The following is an 18,421-nucleotide window of genomic DNA, read 5'->3' as shown; positions in this document are numbered from 1 at the left end:
TAACAGGAATAAATTGTACAGCTTTTGGATAATATTTTCCTGCTATCTAAATAAGAAAACTGTAATTTAGGCTTTTATCCAATTTTACATGAAATCAAAACTTTCTTCAATTGTATTCCTCTCATTTTTATCTCTGGGAATATATTCAACACACGCACAAAAACAAGTCACTCCCATATTCAAAGATGGAGAAGCTCAAATTGTACCGGAATTCAGCAACCCTGAATCCTGGATTAGACATGATCTCTGGGTTGAGACCGAATTTGACACCGATGGAGATGGTAAACCAGACCGGATGCATGTAGATGTTACCCGCCCACAACAAACCGAAACGGAAGGTTTAAAACTGCCCGTTGTTTACGAATCCAGTCCATATTACGCCGGTGTTGCTGGTAACGACCCAAATACATTCTGGGATGTACACCACGAACTTGGAGAACTAGGAAAAGGACATATAAATCCGATAGTAAAACGTACAGGAGAACGCCCTGTCATTTCCAACTCTCAAATTAAAACCTGGGTTCCAAGAGGTTATATTGTAATTCACTCCTCGTCTCCCGGCACCGGGCTTTCGGATGGATCACCCACAGTTGGTGGCGACAACGAATCTCTGGCTCCTAAAGCAGTAATCGACTGGCTAAACGGTCGCGCAAAAGGCTATACCTCAAGAGATGGAAATGAAACCGTTAAGGCCTACTGGACAACTGGAAAAGTGGGTATGACAGGAACATCGTATAATGGCACGCTACCATTAGCAGCTGCCACTACGGGTGTGGAAGGTCTGGAGGCTATTATCCCGATTGCGCCTAACACATCTTATTATCACTACTACAGATCTAACGGTTTAGTTCGTTCTCCCGGCGGCTATTTAGGTGAAGACATTGATGTATTATACGATTTTATTCATAGCGGAGACGAGTCTAAACGCGCCTACAGTAACAAAGTCATCCGTGACACTGAAATGAAAAACGGACAGGATAGAATAACCGGAGATTACAACGACTTCTGGGCCGGACGTGATTATTTAAATGATATGAAACCTATGAAAGCAGCCTTACTTATGTCTCATGGTTTTAACGACTGGAATGTTATGCCGGAGCACAGTTACCGCATTTATAAAGCTGCTAAAGATAAAGGTCTGGACGTGCAGATTTATTACCATCAATTAGGACATGGAGGACCTCCTCCGGTTTCTATGATGAACCGCTGGTTTACACATTATCTATTTGGTATAGATAATGGTGTAGGCAAAGATCCTAAAGCCTGGATTGTAAGAGAGGATGACGATCGTCTAAAACCAACAGCCTATGCCGATTATCCAAACCCGGAGGCAAAACCCGTGACCTTACACTTACAGGCCGGTGGAGTAACTGCAGGTGGATTATCCACAAAAAAGGACAAAACAAATACTAAAGAGACTTTAGTAGACGATTACACGTTTTCTGGAGATTCTTTAGCAAAATCTGTAAATTCTAAACACAGGTTATTATATGTAACACCTGTACTTAAAGAAGATGTTCACCTTTCGGGGCTGGCTAATATAACCGTTAACTTATCCAGCAGTAAACCGGCAGCAAATCTTTCTGTTTGGTTAGTTTCGCTTCCATGGAATACCAGCAAAGATGCCAAGATTACCGACAACATTATTACACGTGGCTGGGCTGACCCTCAAAATTACAGATCAATCAGAGAAAGTGAACCTTTAGAACCTAGTAAATTCTACAGTCTTTCATTTGATTTACAACCAGACGACCAAATTATTAAAAAAGGTCAACAGATTGGTTTAATGATTTTCTCGAGTGACAACCAGTTTACACTACTACCGAAACCAGGGACAGCCCTAACTATAGATTTAGATAATACCTCCCTGACTTTGCCTGTAGTTGGAGGCAAGAAAGCGCTTTCCAAGGCAACTAATTAATAGCAACTAAAAAGGCTTCAATTAAATTGAAGCCTTTTTTAATTAATCCATATCGAAACGAATTCCTAAAGAAATATTATTCTGATCGAATTCCTGATGTCTGAATATCGGCGACAAGTCGTATTTAAAATACAAGCCAACATCACCCCATCCCATATAAGCACTTAGCCCATACACAAAACTATTCACGGCATCAAAATCCTTATACTTTTTCTTTTCTTTATTACCGTCTTCGTAGTATTTTACTTTTTGAAGCGATGCTATATTAAAACCGCCATATCCACCAATTCCCATTTTAAATTTCTTTTCGGTTGAATATCGAAAATAAGTATCGTGTTCAATTTTCTTGGAAGGTCCAAACTCGAAATGAACAGGAAACACAAGATTTGTTGTTCGAAATTTTGATTTTCTAACATCAAAGGGAAATGCTTCTAAAGCTACCACATCGCCATTCTCTACAAAATATTCATTATTTTTTATATCAAATTTATTCCACTGAAATGACACTCCGTATTTAAGTCGCAAGGCATTGTTATCTTCGAATACACGAGTTTTCCAGGCCCAACCTAATTCGACAAATCCGGACCCTCCCAGTTTATAAGGCGAATCACCTAACTGCTCGCCTTCAATAAGCGCGTTATTAAAACCTATACCAAAAACTAAATCACTGGTAGTCCGTTTATCGTACACGGGAATGCACGCTTTTTCGCGGCCTATATTAATAGTCTTCTCTCGAACTACCGTTTCGCTATCGTAATCCTTTCCTAATTTTATAACAATTTTGCCTTCATCATCAAAGGTATAGTCTTCGTTGTTACGCGTTAGCAATTCTATTTTATTATCTAAAATAGCCACGCGATTTTCAATATTTAAAGCATGCTTTTTTGATGCTTCCTTTTTTAGAATTTCACCTTCTTCAACTGTTATATGTCCTTCATCAACTTTAGTATTAATACGTTCTACGTCTTCTCTTAACAACGCCTTTTCTTCTGCGCGAATCTCTTCCTTTTGAAGCTTTAAAGCCTCTACTTTTTGCACATTTACGCTATCGTTTTGCGAATTGTTTTGCGCCTGCACTTCTTTAAAACACAAAAATATTAATAGAAATAAGACTGTTCTGGTAATTGTTTTCATGATGTTCGTTTTTTGATTAATTATGATGATTGATTGATTGATTGATTGATTGATTGATTGATTGATTGATTGATTGATTGATTGATTGATGATTTTATCTGTTGCGTTCTACCACTGCAGTTTTAACTTTGCCAAATCCGTTTACAATAACATTCAGGACTTTTTCTCTGAAACTTCGCTCTATATCCATTTCTACACCTTCCAGCAAATCATCGGAATTTACAATTTCCGACTTTGGAATGACTTTAGTTTTCTTTATTTGAATTTCCTGTTCTGCTTCTGCCAATAAGCCTTCAAGATACGCATCGGTAAGCTCTGCATCAGATTTCAGTTCTCCTGTACTTGTGGAATCAATATTATTTATCAGCTCATTTTCGGTGTCTACAACAACTAAAGCTTCTGAGCTTTCAGCTGTATTTTTTCCTAAATTTCCAGTTTTTACATTAGTTTTCTTTGTGGAGAGCGTTTTCGCCAGATTTGCTCCTTTTTTAGTTTGCTCTTCAGGTTTAGTTATAATACCCTCCTTCCGTACCGATGCAGGCATCTTTTCTTCTGAATCTGTATCTCCCACAGGATTTATAACGTTAGTAACAGAATTTTCAATCTTTATAGGATTATCATTACTAAGTTCACGCTGACTTCCTTTTAAATAAAACTGACCGATTAAAAGTACCCCAACTATATTGGCCGCTATACCCAGATACCAGAAACGCTTTCCTGATTTGCTATTCTCCTGGACATCCAAAGCTTGTTCCAAAGTCTCCCACGATTGTTTTGAAGGAGCTATAGTACGCTCTTCAAGTCTCTGCTTCATATATTTCTCTAATCTACCTTGCTCCATAACTAGTCGAATTTAATGTGTTTAACCGTTGCTGCAATACTTGTCTGGCTTTAAACAACTGCGATTTAGAAGTCCCTTCAGAAATGTTTAATAATTCAGCAATTTCGCTATGCTTATACCCTTCTATGGCGTACATAACAAAAACCATTTTGTAGCCTTCCGGCAAATCATCTATCAGATTTTGAATAGCTTCTACCGATAAATTTTCATCAGACACTTGTTCAGAAATCACCGTATCGCTGTGATAGTCTTCTGTAAAAGCAATAGATTTTTGCTGTCTTAAATAGGAAATAGATTCCCGAACCATAATTTTTCTCACCCAACCTTCGAAGGCTCCCTGATGCTGAAACGTGTTAATTTGAGTAAACACTTTAAAAAAACCATTTAGCATAACTTCTTCTGCCTGCTGAAGATCTTTTATATAATACCGACAAACACTTAGCATTTTAGGCGCATGCATATCAAACAAAGTCTGCTGGGCCTTGCGATTATTTTGAGCTGCTTTTTTAATCAGCAACTTCTGGTTGTTATGCAACTGAATAACTTTCAAAAGCGGTTTCATTTGGTCTTCTATTTATAAAGACGAGAAAACTTGAAGAAAGGTTGCCTGAAGAAATTATTTTTTTCTTTCAATAACGTAATTCACCATTAAGATTAGTGAATTTTTATATTCCGATTCCGGGTAAGATTCCAGTATTTTCAAGGCTTCTTCCTGAAATGCTTTCATTTTTGAAACTGCGTAATCTAAACCGCCATTTTCCTTTACAAAAGCAATAACCTCCTTTACACGCTTTGCATCTTTATTATGGTTTTTAATAGAGTTTATTAACCATTTATTCTCTTTTTTAGAGACTTTATTGAGCACATGAATTAAGGGGAGTGTCATTTTTTGCTCTTTAATATCGATACCCGTCGGCTTCCCTATTTTGTCGTCTCCATAATCGAATAAATCGTCTTTAATCTGAAAAGCCATTCCAATAAGTTCTCCAAACTTACGCATGGTTTCCACATGCTGAGAATCCGGCTTTACAGAAGCTGCACCAAGACTACAACAGGCTGCTATTAAAGTTGCAGTTTTCTGACGGATAATTTCATAATACACGGCTTCGGTAATATCGAGGCGTCTGGCTTTTTCAATTTGCAACAATTCACCTTCACTCATTTCGCGAACTGCTACAGAAATGATTTTTAGCAAATCAAAATCGCCGTTATCAATAGACAGTAATAAACCTTTTGAGAGCAGGTAATCGCCAACCAAAACAGCTATCTTATTTTTCCAAAGTGCATTTATAGAGAAAAAACCGCGTCTTCGGTTACTGTCATCAACCACATCGTCATGCACTAGAGTTGCTGTATGTATAAGTTCGATAACAGAGGCTCCACGGTAAGTACGTTCACTTATCTCCCCGTTAGACACCATTTTAGATACCAGAAAAACAAACATTGGTCGCATTTGTTTTCCTTTTCGATTTACAATATAATGTGTAATTCGGTTAAGTAAAGCCACCTTGGAAGACATGGAAAGCAAGAACTTTTGTTCAAAAAGTTCCATTTCGTAAGCTATGGGTTGCTTTATTTGCTCTACTATTTTCAACTAAAACTTTAGGGATTAATTAGCTATACAAACCTAATAAAAATACATCTTAAAAACTATTTTTATTATTTATGCCCTACTCTCCTTCTTTTAATTCTTATACTCGAAATTTTTATCAGATTTAAAGGTCTAAATTCGCCGTCGAACAGGAATCCAGTAACATTAATCACCCACAAAACAACCTGTTAAACATTTAAAATCCAATAATTTCAAAAAAATTTATTTGTAACTTTAGTTTAATACTTATTTACTAAACCAGTGAATTTTTAAAAATAAGTTGTTCTCCAAAACTGAAGGTCTTAGAAGTATATAAATAGTAGCCTATTAAAAAAATCAACGCTGAACCTGATTCATCGATGTTTAATTTAAATCTTTTGGCCATGAAAACTCCTTCTACATCCTCTATAAAAATCCCTTTTTTAATTATGCTACTATCCGTTTTGCCCGGAATAACAAACCTTATAAATGCTCAGATTATTTATACCGATATTGAACCTGATTTCACGAGTATAAGCCATGACACTTCCTTTGCGATAGACATGGATAATGATGGGGTTATAAATTTCAATTTCAAATCGACACCAGAATCTTATCTCTTTATGGATTTAAAAAATTACCAATCCAATGCAATAAAATCGGAACAACTTGGCTGGATAGGGCTTGTACAGGTTTTAGAAGCCGGAGTATCTGTAAAAACTACACAATCGCCTTTTAATTGGAATAGCTGGACCGGAGTTTTATTTATTGGCTGTTATATTTCTTATGCCCAGTGTACCGGTAACAACTGGAGCAATCAAACAGATAAGTACATTGGTGTTCGTTTTAAAATTGATGATCAGTGGCATTATGGATGGATAAGATTGGATGTTTCGGACAATAAAAACTGGACTATAAAAGACTATGCTTATAATGCTACTCCAGAAGAAGATTTGCTAACTGGAGTTACAACCTTTTTAAATACAGACGATTTAGAGTTACTGAAACAAATTAAACTTGTAACAACAAACAAAAAAATAACCGCTTTAAACTTAACAGAAAACATGAATGTGTCTTTATACAGCATTACAGGAAGCCATCTTTTAACAGCAACTTTAAATCCTTCCGAAAATATAATTCCGATTACAGCCTTTGCTTCTGGAATTTATATTGTGAAGTTAGAAAATATGAATAACGGACTAAGTTCTGTTAGGAAAATTATTCTGAAGTAACAGATATTTTCCAATATCAGGAGTTGAAATATTTACCCTGCCAGGTATCGCGTTCTTTTAATCGCTTATTGACTTTGTCCACAAATTCAAAATTTTTTAAATTCCAATTTGGGGCAATTAAAAATTCTTTTGGTGACTGACTAATAAAGCGTTCCAAAATAATTTCAGGGCGAAGTATTTCAATAAAGTCGACTACTAATTCAATATAATCTTCAACAGCATATAAATCAATCTGGTCCAAACCTTTTAAATACCGCTCTCCCATAATTGAACCTTTAACCAATTGCAACTGGTGCAATTTTAAAAAATTGAGAGGTAGTTTAGACATTTCGTGGGCATGCTGTAAAATATCTGCTTTAGATTCTCCGGGAAGTCCTAAAATTAAGTGCGCCCCAACATTAATCCCAGCCTCGTGGGTTTTAACTATAGCATCAATTCCCGTAAAATAATCATGCCCCCGGTTAATTTTTTCCAATGTCACGTCTTTGGTAGATTCTATTCCGTATTCAACAGTTACGTAATACTGTTTATTTAAATCAGAAAGGTAATTCAGAAGTTCGTCGCTAATACAATCTGGTCGCGTACCAATTACTATACCCACAATTTTAGGATGAGACAAAGCTTCTTCGTACCGCACTTTCAGTACATCTAAGCTCTCGTACGTATTGCTGTAAGCCTGAAAATAGGCTAAGTATTTTTGAGTTTTATATTTATCGGAAAAGAAACTGATTCCAGTATCAATCTGGCTGGTAATAGAATTATTATCGCTGCAATACGAAGGATTAAAGGTTGAATTATTACAAAACGTGCAACCTCCTCTGCCTTTGCTCCCATCTCGATTTGGGCATGAAAATCCAGCATCAACAGACACTTTTTGCACGCGCTCTTTAAACAGATTTCGAATATAAGTACTGTAGTCGTTATAACGTTTTGTATGCCCCCATAAATAGTCCATTAGCCCTATGCTTTAAATTGTAATGCATTTAAACAAAAATAAGACCAAGCTGACTTTAAAACCGTATTATTTCTACCTAACTCTTATTCGCCAGTTGTCCACAGGCTGCATCTATATCCTTTCCTCTTGAGCGACGAATGGTTACCGTAATACTATTGGCTTCAAGTTGCTTTACGTACATATCGATAGCTTCTGAATTTGCCTGTTGAAATTCGCCATCATCGATAGGGTTATACTCAATTAAATTGACCTTGCTTGGAGCAAATTTACAGAATTGCACTAAGGCATCCACATCTTTACGTTTATCGTTTATCCCCTTCCAGACCACGTATTCGTAAGTAATTCTGCTTTTCGTTTTACTGTACCAGTATTCCAAGGCACTTCTTAAATCGGCCAGTGGGAAAGTGGCATTAAACGGCATTATAGAAGTTCTCACCTCATCGATTGCCGAATGTAAAGAAACCGCTAACTTAAATTTCACCTCATCATCGGCCATTTTCCGAATCATTTTTGGCACCCCGGAAGTTGAAACTGTAATACGTCTGGGAGACATTCCCAAACCTTCGTCATCGGTAATTTTATCGATGGCTTTAAGCACATTATTGTAGTTCATAAGCGGTTCTCCCATACCCATAAATACAATATTACTAAGCGGACGATCGTGGTACAATCTACTTTCATTATCGATAGCCACAACCTGATCATAAATTTCATCGGGGTTCAAGTTCCGCATGCGCTTTAATCTTGCTGTAGCACAAAAACGGCAGTCTAAACTGCAGCCCACCTGGCTGGAAACACAGGCAGTCGTTCTGGATTTTGTAGGAATTAAAACGGACTCAACCACCAGGCCATCGTGCAACTGCACAGCATTTTTAACCGTACCATCGCTACTGCGCTGCATGGTATCAACTTTAATATGATTGATAACAAAATGGTCTTCCAGCATCTGTCTCGTAGGTTTCGACACATTTGTCATATCTTCAAAACTATGTGCTCCTTTACTCCACAACCATTCATAAACCTGATTGCCTCGAAAGGCTTTATCGCCCTGAGTCACGAAAAAATCGCGAAGCTGATCTTTGGTTAACGCCCGAATATCCTTTTTCTTATCTCCCATAACACTGCAAAAGTAATGAAATTGTAAATAGATTTATGCCTATAACAAAGACATAAACACATTAGGTATATAAAAAAAGCCTTGATAAACAAGGCTTTGAAATATTTTAAATGCTATGCTTTTAAATAATTAACATCGCATCTCCATAGCTATAGAACTTGTACCCTTCTTTAACAGCTTCGTCGTAGGCACGCTTAATAAAATCGTGACCTGCAAATGCAGAAACCATCATTAGTAAAGTCGATTTAGGTGTATGGAAATTTGTAATCATACAGTTTGCTATACTAAAATCGTAAGGCGGGAAAATAAATTTATTGGTCCAGCCATTAAATTCATTTAAAGTCCCCTGAGAGGATACCGAACTTTCAATAGCACGCATACAGGTTGTACCTACAGCACAAACACGTCTTTTATTTTTAATCCCGGTATTAATAGTATTTACAGCTTTTTCATCTATAATTACCTCTTCACTATCCATTTTGTGTTTAGATAAATCCTCAACCTCTACAGGGTTAAACGTTCCTAAACCAACGTGAAGGGTAACATCTGCAAAATTAATTCCTTTTATTTCTAAACGTTTTAATAAATGCTTAGAGAAGTGTAAACCTGCCGTTGGTGCAGCTACAGCTCCTTCATTTTTAGCAAATATAGTCTGATAACGCTCTTCATCTTCCGGCTCTACATCTCTTTTTATGTATTTTGGAAGCGGAGTTTCTCCTAATATTTTAAGTTTATTTCTAAACTCTTTATAAGAACCATCGTATAAGAAACGTAATGTACGTCCTCTGGAGGTTGTATTATCTATAACTTCGGCAACCAGCGTATCGTCGTCTCCAAAATACAATTTATTACCAATTCTTATTTTACGAGCAGGGTCTACTAAAACATCCCAAAGGCGTTGTTCTTCGTTTAACTCTCTCAATAAAAACACTTCAATACGCGCACCTGTTTTTTCCTTATTACCAAATAAACGCGCAGGGAATACTTTGGTATTATTAAGAATCATAACGTCATCTTCGTCAAAATAGTCGATAAGGTCTTTGAATTGTTTATGCTCTATGGTTTGATTTTTTCTATCCAATACCATTAAGCGTGCCTCATCCCTGTTTTCTGCCGGGTATTCTGCCAATAATTCGTCAGGTAGTTTAAAATTAAAGTGTGATAATTTCATGTTTTGATATTTTTATTAAAAAAATGATGATCAGGTCTATAACAACATCACATCATTAGCTTCAAGCAAGGTGCAAATATACAACCTCAGCATAGGGGTTGTCAAGTAATTAGATGATTATTATTAAATCTGCGCATAAATTAACGCTATTATTTTACCTGTTTCTTAAAATTAATACGACTTTAATACAAAACCTATAGATTCCAGATCTTTCCAAAACTCAGGGTAAGACTTAGAAACCACTTCGGCATCATTTACATACATCGGTACCCGTAAAGCCAACGGCGCAAATGCCATCGCCATACGATGATCGTTATACGTATCGATAGCTATATTTTCAAAAATCTCTGTAGCCGGTTCTAATTTTAGTGTTTTATCAGTAACATAAACCTGACCTCCTAACTTTTCAATTTCAGTTTTCAATGCTTCCAGTCGGTCGGTCTCCTTAATTTTTAGTGTATGCAAGCCCGATAAATCGCAGGCTATACCCAAACCGAAAGAAGTTACAGCAATGGTTTGTGCAATATCCGGAGCATTAACCAGGTCTAAAGTAATTACAGTATCCTTAGTAATTTCCTTGATTTTGGTTAAGGTCACACTATTGTTATTAAATACCGTTTCTACCCCAAATTGCTGGTATATTTGCGCTAATACAGAATCTCCTTGCAATGAATCCTGCTTATAAGCCGATAAAGTAATCTTTGTACCAATATCGCTAAGCGCAACTATACTAAAATAATAAGACGCAGAAGACCAGTCACTTTCTACTGTTAAAGTTTTTGCCGGAACTGGTTTTGTTTTAGGCTGCACTGTAATGGTTTGGCCTTCAAAATGTGCATTTATCCCCAGCTGATGCAATAAGTGAAGGGTCATTTTAATATATGGCACCGAGGTTATTTCTCCATCCAGCGTTAATTTAAGTCCGTTTTTTAAAGATGATCCTATTAACAACAATGCTGAAATATACTGACTACTTACATTGGCCTGAAGCGTCACTTCGTTTTGAGTAATCGCTTTACCTGAAATTTTTATTGGCGGATACCCTTCATTTTCAACGTAAGTTATTTCTGCACCTAAACTACACAAGGCATCTACAAGAATTTTTATAGGACGTTCTTTCATACGCTTCGAACCGGTTAGCGTTACCGATTTTCCCTCCATACTGGAAAAATATGCAGTTAAAAAACGCATGGTTGTACCGGCATGATGAATATCGACAAGTGCTTCGTTCGATTTTAAAGCCTGTTGCATCACCTGAGTATCATCAGAATTTGATAAATTTTCTAAGGTAATTTCAGGAAACAAAGCCTGTAAAATTAACAATCGATTCGATTCACTCTTCGAACCAGTGATGGTAATTTGTAGAGGTTCTTGTAAAACTTTAGAGTGTTCTAAACTTATGTTCATGCCAGGTTATTTTAATTTTTCGTTATTGTGATGTCTGTCGTGATCCCGTTTGGTTTTTTTATCCATTTTCTTATCGAAAGCTTCCTGCAGGTTAATTCCTGTCTGGTTTGCCAGACACAACACTACAAAAACCACATCTGCCAGTTCTTCACCCAGATCCTTATTTTTATCACTTTCTTTTTCACTCTGCTCCCCGTATCGACGTGCTATTATTCTAGCCACCTCGCCAACTTCTTCGGTTAATTGTGCCATGTTTGTAAGCTCGTTAAAATAGCGAACACCATGTTCTTTTATCCAGGTATCTACGGCCTGTTGTGCATTTTCAATATTCATTTATATCCAGATTATAAAAACATCGTCAATTCTCTTTGCCTGAAAAAAGCCTAAAGAACTGACGACTTGTTATTACATTCCGTAAAATTACTATTTTATTTAAAAGCTAAGCTCTAAAAACGTGTTTCTTATTCAGTCCCAGCCGGTCCGTCTTTTACCAACACTATTTTTTCGGTTTCCTTATCGACTATCATACCATAGAAATCTTTAAAATCTTTATAATGTCCTGCCATGACAAAGGATTCGCTGACTTCAAAATCAGCCTTAAGTACAATTCTATTACCATCCTGACTTATTAAATATTTATAATCTCCTTGGCTGGTATTGAAACTTACTTGTGCACTTTCCGGCAGATATTCCACTTTATAACCTTCTGGAAGAGAAAGCGATATTTGGTAAGTGTGCTTTTTAGGGTGATTAAACTCTAAAGGATACAGGCGTTCCTCCTGCTTAAACACGTTCTCTGTGGTAGCAAAAAACAGCATTGGGGCTATATAAAGTTTATCTCCGATAGCCTCGATTGCATTTTCTAATTTAAAACTATAAGTATATTGTAGATTAGGGTTATTCAACTCGGTTTCATTCTTTACAGTAAGATCTGAAATTTCAATTTCGCCTTTACCCTGTTCCAAAGCCTGAATTCTTTCCTCCAGACTCATATTACTATAATTTTTTCTAAAGTTCTTTGCTCCCACATTTTTTTCTAAAACCCTTACGCGTCCTTCGGCCCCGTAACTTTCATTAAAACTTACCTGAGCCATATAAATTTTTTGATCAGCCGCAGGATGCATCAAATCGATCCAGGCAGAACTTCCATGTTCCCGAATTATTCGCCCCTGCCAGTTCATAGCTCTGTTCGGCAAGATATTTCGCATAGCATAAGGATCGGTTGCATCTAATAAAACCAACTGGTTTGGAAGTTCTACAGCTGCTATCACATAGTTGAATCCCTCTCGTGTTGGAAACAATGGTATCCCGTTACTTTTAGTGCTAATTAAAACCGGATTTGCTTTTACACCGGCATAACGCAACATAGACGTAAGCATCAGGTTAATATCGCCTACATTCCCTGAACCTTCTTTGTAAGCTTTTCGAACTCCAACTTCGGCATAATCTCCCAAATATTCATTCCAGGCTACTTTAGACTTCACAAAATTGTAAATCAAATCAATACGCTTATTAACATCGCTTATTCCAGATACTAAGGCATCGATATCTTTTTCAAAATACCCTGTTTTAGACAGCTGTCCTCCGAAATTCTCATGATCGTAAATGGTTTTAGAAACACTCTCCCAATCGGTCGAGTAATTTTTAATTTCATGATCTGGTCCTTTATACATGGCATATTCCCAGTCCACTTTACACCTGTAAACCTCCATATTATCCACGAAAGGTTCTTGCTTTAATGCAGGGATATTTTCTAAATTTGCTTCGTAAACAATCTCCTTAAAATCCCACTTAGAAACTTTATAACTCGTTCTGGGACTATTAGGATCTGGTATAGTATTACCCGATCTGTTATTTACCATTTCTGACCGGTTAACTGTAGATGTGTTTAATACTGGCTGGTAAATAGCCTTAGGATTAACATATTTATTAAAGTGAAAATATTCCGGAATATTCACTTTTAAATCTAACTTCTTTACAGGAATATCGTACTGCAAAACGACATCGTCTATAGAAATATAAGGCGATTCTTTTCTGTATTGATACTCGACTACACATCCATCAGAAATATTTGGCATAGTAAATTTAAGCTGATTCCAATACTTATTGGTACGTTCTTTAAATACACTTCCTTTATCTAATTTATCTTTTGCCAACTTACCATCTTTAAGATAGTAAGTATAGCCTTTTAAACTCCCTAATTCTTCCCCTTCTGAACTTCCTGTATCATAAAACGGCACCGCCTCTGTAGCATAATCCACACCTTCTTTATCGTAAATTTTTATACGTTTTTGGACTTCGGTTACCACTACAAACCCTTTATTGGGTAAATATTGAAAATATACATTTTCGTTAGCATATAATATAGTAGCATGTGCCTCAGGATCCAATGCATTTGATGTTTCCTGAAGTTCTTCTTCTGAGACTTTCCCGAATTTATAGTCCTGGGAATAAAGACTTCCTGCAATTAAAAAAATAAGTAGGTTAGTTAATTTCATTATTGGTTTTGGTTATTTATTAGTAATACATTTTTGGCGTTATCGTGTTTTGCAATGGCAATCCAAAAGTCTCTGTAAGCGTCATAATCCTCTTTAGGATACAGCCCCTTTTTAAATAACAATTGGCGCTTATACTTTAATCTGCCGTCTCCAAGATTTTCCATGGACGCACTGTAAGTTCCAAATTTGGTTTCCAGAAGGACAGGGCTTTGCATGGCCTCTACTTCTAAACCATCTTCTAACTGAAAGATATATTCATCTTCATCAAGAAACCCGCGATCTATCTCTATACTTTGTTTACGGTCTTCGTAACGCGGAGGAATTCCCGTTAACTTATTAAACATATTAGACACAAATAAAATGCGGTTTCCTGTTTTGGATCCGTAATTACTTGCCGACACTTTTACATCCTCTGTAAATTCTACAAGGTCTTTATTATTGGAAAACTTAAAATCTTCTACAACCAAGGCATTTATGTTATCCCAAAGATCTTTAAATCGTAAAACATTGTCTTTTTCTGTAGATTCTTCCAGACCTTTACTGCCTCTGTACTGAGTCCCATACGATTGTACTTTTACCTGGGCTTCTATGCTCCCTGAACTATTTAATAAAATATCTGCTGTAGTCTTTAAAACACTTTCCTCTGCACTATAAGCTGTAGTATGCACAATTTTACCACCTTGCGGAGTAATAACTAGCGCATCTCTATCGTCTGTAAAATTACCGATGTAACCAAATGGAGTTATTTGACTTGTACACTCCAACCAGATAAATTCATCGCCCTGAGGAATGGTTAACACCGCATGATTTCCTTCTGTCCCCGAAAATTCAGAATCAATATTTCGGATGTTCTTATCTCCATAAATTATGGCGTAATACGACGGCACTCCAACCACATCCAATAAAGCTTTAGTATAGTTTGAAAGCCCTTTACAATCGCCATAACTTAATCTATCCACATCCTTGGCTAACATAGGCTTCCATCCACCTATACCAACCTGAACACTTATATAGCGTGTTTTATTCTGAAGGTATTGATATACAATTTTAGCCTTTTCCACATTTGTTTCAGCTGACGCTGTTAATCCTTTTATTTCTGTTATTACCGATTCTGGAAGTTCGCGTGTTCCTTTTAACAAGCTTTGATGCATCCATTTTCCGAAATCTTCCCAGCTGGTATTAACACCCTTTACGCCTTTCATATCGAAGGTTTGCATCGCTACTTTCACCCGAGGTGCATAGGTATAGAAAGCCGGACTGTAAGCTTCAGGCTTTATGGCTTGCAGGTTTTCGGCCACATAATGATAATCACCTACCTTGGAAATACTATAATCTTCCAGATGCTCTTCTTTTACAGAAAGTGGAATTTCTGTTTCATTTATAATGTGATACGTGGATTTTAACACACTGGTATAATGACTTTCCAACGGAGACCAACGCGGAATAAATGCCGTCATTTGATGTTCTACTTCTGAAGTGTACTCAATAGTGTACGGATATTTTACAGGAGCATAATCTAAATACTTTATACGATCGTCGTTATAAATAGAAATCCCATCGGCTCTGGCTACATCCTTAAAATCCTTCTCTTTAAACCGATGAATTTTCTCTCCGGAAGCATCATAAACGGTTACTTCTAAAGTTTTAATTTTTGTTGTCCCGTCGTAAGTCTCGTAGGCATAACTTTTAGAATCTCCAGATTCGTTATAAATGGTAACAATACGATGCTGTTTTACCAACATTTTATTATAGTTAAGAATATGGATTTCCAGATCATTATTCTTAACCAAAGCATTGGCATTTTTTCCTAAAGTAACCTGAAGTAAAGGGTTTGCACTAAAATTGGTTTGCGCAAATAACGGCAAGTTTAGGCATAACAAAATTATGCCCAATATTGGGGTTTTTAACATAAGATAGGTTTAGTTAGTGGGTTAAAACTAGCTTAATTCATATTAAAAACCAATAAAAAAATGAATTACTCCTTGTTTTTAGTATCTATAATTATGGTAACAGGCCCATCGTTAAGTAGCTCTACTTTCATATCGGAACCAAACACTCCTGACTGAACTTCTTTCCCCAACTCCACTTCTAACTGATTTACAAAGCTTTGATATAATGGAATGGCAATATCGGGTTTGGCCGCCTTAATATAACTTGGGCGGTTTCCCTTTTTGGTAGCCGCATGAAGGGTAAACTGACTTACTACTATGGCATCCCCATCATTTTCAATAAGGGATTTATTCATTACGCCATCGGCATCATTAAAAATTCTAAGATTTGCTATTTTTTTAGTCAGCCAGTTAATGTCGTCCTTAGTATCTTCATTAATAATACCTAATAACACTAATAGCCCTGATTTTATTTCGGCTACCTTTTGGCCTTCTATCGTAACACTGGCGTGAGTTACACGTTGAATTACTACTTTCATTTCAATTAAAATTCATCTTGTTCTTTATCCCAGTTATCCGTCCGGTAATGTTCCTCCTCACCTTCAAGAATCTGAACATAGCTGCGATATCTGGAAAAAGCTATCTCGTCATGATCCAAAGCCTCTTTAACTGCACATTTGGGCTCTTCCAGATGCAGACAATTATTAAACTTACAATCCTGTTTTAAGGCAAAAAACTCGGGAAAATAGTCGCCTACTTCCTCTTTTTCCATATCAACCACTCCAAATCCTTTGATACCTGGGGTATCTATAATTTTAGCATCGAAACTTAAATCGAACATTTCAGCAAAAGTAGTTGTATGCTGCCCCTGCATATGCTGAGCAGAAATGGCTTTGGTTTTTAAATCGAGTGTTGGCTCTATAGCATTAACCAAAGTAGACTTACCAACTCCGGAATGTCCGGCAAACATACTTACCTTGCCCTCCATTAAAGCTTTCACTTTTTCGATATTTTTACCGGTTTGTGCAGAAATTCCGATACACTCGTAGCCTATTTTACGATATACCGAAGCCAGGTATTTCACTTCTAAAATGGTATCCTCGTCGTAAGCATCAATTTTATTAAACAAGAGTACGGTTTTAACAGAATATGCCTCGGCAGTTACTAAAAACCGATCTATAAAACTGGTAAGTGTAGGCGGGTTATTGATAGTAATTAACAAAAACACCTGATCTATATTTGAAGCAATGATATGCGTTTGCTTCGACAGATTAACCGATTTTCTAACAATATAATTTTTCCGATCGTGGATATAATGAATAATTCCGGTAGTTACATTATCTAAGGTTTCCACCTCGAAATCCACAATATCTCCAACGGCAATTGGGTTGGTACTTTTTATACCTTTAATACGAAACTTACCTTTTATTCTGCATTCGTAAGTTGCACCTAACTGTGTCTTTACGGTGTACCAGCTTCCTGTCGATTTGTATACTGTTCCTGTCATTACTGCAAAGATGACATAAAAAAAGAAGATTTAAAAGTGAATGCGAGCAATACTAATAAACCTTCTTTTTTAATAATGCAATTGGATTCTTTTTTACCCTTTAATAATCTTTTCCTGATGGTTAATAGATTCCTGGTGAATGGCTTTAAACATTTTTAAAACAAACTCTTCACTTAAACCATGCGTTTCTCCTTCTAAAACCATTTTTCCTAAAATCTCGTTCCAGCGCTTACTTTGCAATACCTGTACGTTTTTCGATTTTTTAAGTTCTCCAATACCTTCGGCTGCTTTCATACGCTTACCAAGTAATTCGATGATCTGGTTATCGCAAACATCAATCTGCGCTCTTAAAAAGTCCAATGACTTATTATATTCGGCTTCCGAAGTCGTTTCTTTTCTAATCTGAAGATCTTTCATAATCTGAATTAAACTTTCCGGAGTTACTTGCTGAGCGGCATCACTCCATGCATTATCTGGATCGAAATGCGTTTCTATCATTAAACCATCAAAATTTAAATCAAGAGCCATTTGCGACACATCGAAAATCATCTCACGATTTCCCGTAATATGCGACGGATCGTTAATTAATGGAATATCAGGGAATTTATTTTGAAACTCGATAGCCATTTGCCACTCCGGATTATTTCTGTATTTCGTTTTTTCGTAAGTCGAAAACCCACGGTGTATAGCTCCAATATTTTTAACGCCGGCTTTGTAAATTCTTTCAATCCCGCCTAACCATAAAGCTAAATCCGGATTTACAGGGTTTTTAATTAACACCGGCTTATCTGTACCTTGAAGCGCATCGGCTATTTCCTGCATAATAAAAGGACTTACCGTAGAGCGTGCACCAATCCACAACATATCTATATCGTGTTCTAAAGCTAATTTTACATGTGCCGCATTTGCAACTTCTGTACACACTTTCATCCCTGTCTCTGCCTTAACTTTTTGCAACCACTTTAAACCTAAAGCACCAACACCTTCAAACATACCCGGACGTGTTCTTGGTTTCCATATACCGGCTCTAAAGTAACTCACGTCTGAATCTTTTAATTCGTGAGCAATTTTTAAAACCTGTTCTTCAGTCTCTGCGCTACAAGGCCCGGCAATTACCAAGGGGTGGTCTAATTGCAAATCGTCCAGCCAAGCTCTCATTTCTTTTGTGTTTTCCATAAT

16 protein-coding genes are annotated in these 18,421 nt (G+C 36.7%); 2 read left to right on the top strand and 14 right to left on the bottom strand.

Annotated features, from left to right (window positions below; translation table 11 throughout):
• Window positions 1-88: 88 nt before the first annotated feature.
• Window positions 89-1,921, top strand: a complete 1,833-nt coding sequence (locus tag I3217_RS07335) for a Xaa-Pro dipeptidyl-peptidase (protein WP_435049099.1) — start codon at window positions 89-91, stop codon at window positions 1,919-1,921.
• A gap of 42 nt (window positions 1,922-1,963) precedes the next feature.
• Here I3217_RS07335 and I3217_RS07330 read toward each other — a convergent pair whose 3' ends face one another.
• The 4 genes from I3217_RS07330 to I3217_RS07315 form a co-directional block, all read right to left on the bottom strand.
• Window positions 1,964-3,055 carry a hypothetical protein gene (locus tag I3217_RS07330; RefSeq protein ID WP_435049098.1) on the bottom strand — a complete coding sequence of 364 codons (1,092 nt, stop codon included), beginning with the start codon at window positions 3,053-3,055 and terminating at the stop codon, window positions 1,964-1,966.
• A gap of 94 nt (window positions 3,056-3,149) precedes the next feature.
• Window positions 3,150-3,896, bottom strand: a complete 747-nt coding sequence (locus I3217_RS07325; RefSeq protein WP_435049097.1) for a hypothetical protein — start codon at window positions 3,894-3,896, stop codon at window positions 3,150-3,152.
• Window positions 3,883-4,458 carry an RNA polymerase sigma factor gene (locus I3217_RS07320; protein WP_435049096.1) on the bottom strand — a complete coding sequence of 192 codons (576 nt, stop codon included), beginning with the start codon at window positions 4,456-4,458 and terminating at the stop codon, window positions 3,883-3,885. The genes I3217_RS07325 and I3217_RS07320 overlap by 14 nt, the downstream gene beginning before the upstream one ends.
• A gap of 54 nt (window positions 4,459-4,512) precedes the next feature.
• Entirely contained in the window at window positions 4,513-5,490 is a 978-nt protein-coding gene (locus tag I3217_RS07315) for a polyprenyl synthetase family protein (protein WP_435049095.1), read from the bottom strand.
• A gap of 380 nt (window positions 5,491-5,870) precedes the next feature.
• Between I3217_RS07315 and I3217_RS07310 the strand changes: the two genes are divergently transcribed.
• Window positions 5,871-6,698 carry a T9SS type A sorting domain-containing protein gene (locus I3217_RS07310; RefSeq protein ID WP_435049094.1) on the top strand — a complete coding sequence of 276 codons (828 nt, stop codon included), beginning with the start codon at window positions 5,871-5,873 and terminating at the stop codon, window positions 6,696-6,698.
• Between the two features lie 16 nt (window positions 6,699-6,714).
• On the opposite strand, the gene I3217_RS07305 is transcribed toward I3217_RS07310, so the two are convergent.
• From I3217_RS07305 to I3217_RS07260, 10 genes are all read right to left on the bottom strand, one after another.
• A complete protein-coding gene (locus tag I3217_RS07305; RefSeq protein ID WP_435049093.1) occupies window positions 6,715-7,653 on the bottom strand; it encodes a TIGR01212 family radical SAM protein in 939 nt (312 codons plus the stop codon).
• 76 nt (window positions 7,654-7,729) lie between these two features.
• On the bottom strand, window positions 7,730-8,770 hold the full coding sequence (rlmN, locus tag I3217_RS07300) for a 23S rRNA (adenine(2503)-C(2))-methyltransferase RlmN (RefSeq protein WP_435049092.1): 1,041 nt from the start codon (window positions 8,768-8,770) through the stop codon (window positions 7,730-7,732).
• 121 nt (window positions 8,771-8,891) lie between these two features.
• A complete protein-coding gene (gene queA, locus I3217_RS07295) occupies window positions 8,892-9,941 on the bottom strand; it encodes a tRNA preQ1(34) S-adenosylmethionine ribosyltransferase-isomerase QueA (RefSeq protein WP_435049091.1) in 1,050 nt (349 codons plus the stop codon).
• A gap of 171 nt (window positions 9,942-10,112) precedes the next feature.
• Window positions 10,113-11,348: a 3-phosphoshikimate 1-carboxyvinyltransferase gene (locus I3217_RS07290; protein WP_435049090.1), complete on the bottom strand. Its 1,236-nt coding sequence runs from the start codon at window positions 11,346-11,348 to the stop codon at window positions 10,113-10,115.
• Window positions 11,349-11,354: 6 nt separating this feature from the next.
• Window positions 11,355-11,681, bottom strand: coding sequence for a nucleotide pyrophosphohydrolase (locus tag I3217_RS07285; RefSeq protein WP_435049089.1), 327 nt, complete (start codon window positions 11,679-11,681; stop codon window positions 11,355-11,357).
• Window positions 11,682-11,809: 128 nt separating this feature from the next.
• Window positions 11,810-13,846: a DUF3857 domain-containing protein gene (locus I3217_RS07280; protein ID WP_435049088.1), complete on the bottom strand. Its 2,037-nt coding sequence runs from the start codon at window positions 13,844-13,846 to the stop codon at window positions 11,810-11,812.
• A complete protein-coding gene (locus I3217_RS07275) occupies window positions 13,846-15,756 on the bottom strand; it encodes a DUF3857 domain-containing protein (RefSeq protein WP_435049087.1) in 1,911 nt (636 codons plus the stop codon). The genes I3217_RS07280 and I3217_RS07275 overlap by 1 nt, the downstream gene beginning before the upstream one ends.
• Window positions 15,757-15,821: 65 nt before the next feature.
• Window positions 15,822-16,274, bottom strand: a complete 453-nt coding sequence (gene dtd / locus I3217_RS07270; protein ID WP_435049086.1) for a D-aminoacyl-tRNA deacylase — start codon at window positions 16,272-16,274, stop codon at window positions 15,822-15,824.
• Window positions 16,275-16,279: 5 nt separating this feature from the next.
• Window positions 16,280-17,242, bottom strand: coding sequence for a ribosome small subunit-dependent GTPase A (rsgA, locus tag I3217_RS07265; RefSeq protein ID WP_435049085.1), 963 nt, complete (start codon window positions 17,240-17,242; stop codon window positions 16,280-16,282).
• A 93-nt stretch (window positions 17,243-17,335) separates the two neighbouring features.
• Window positions 17,336-18,418 (bottom strand): chorismate mutase, encoded by a 1,083-nt coding sequence (locus I3217_RS07260; RefSeq protein WP_435049084.1) that lies wholly within the window; start codon window positions 18,416-18,418, stop codon window positions 17,336-17,338.
• Window positions 18,419-18,421 lie beyond the last annotated feature (3 nt).

This window comes from Formosa sp. S-31 (assembly GCF_051172795.1).
Classification (GTDB): Bacteria; Bacteroidota; Bacteroidia; order Flavobacteriales; family Flavobacteriaceae; genus Formosa.
The sequence above is the reverse complement of the archived record's forward strand: the minus strand, read 5'-3'. Positions and strand labels throughout refer to the sequence as shown.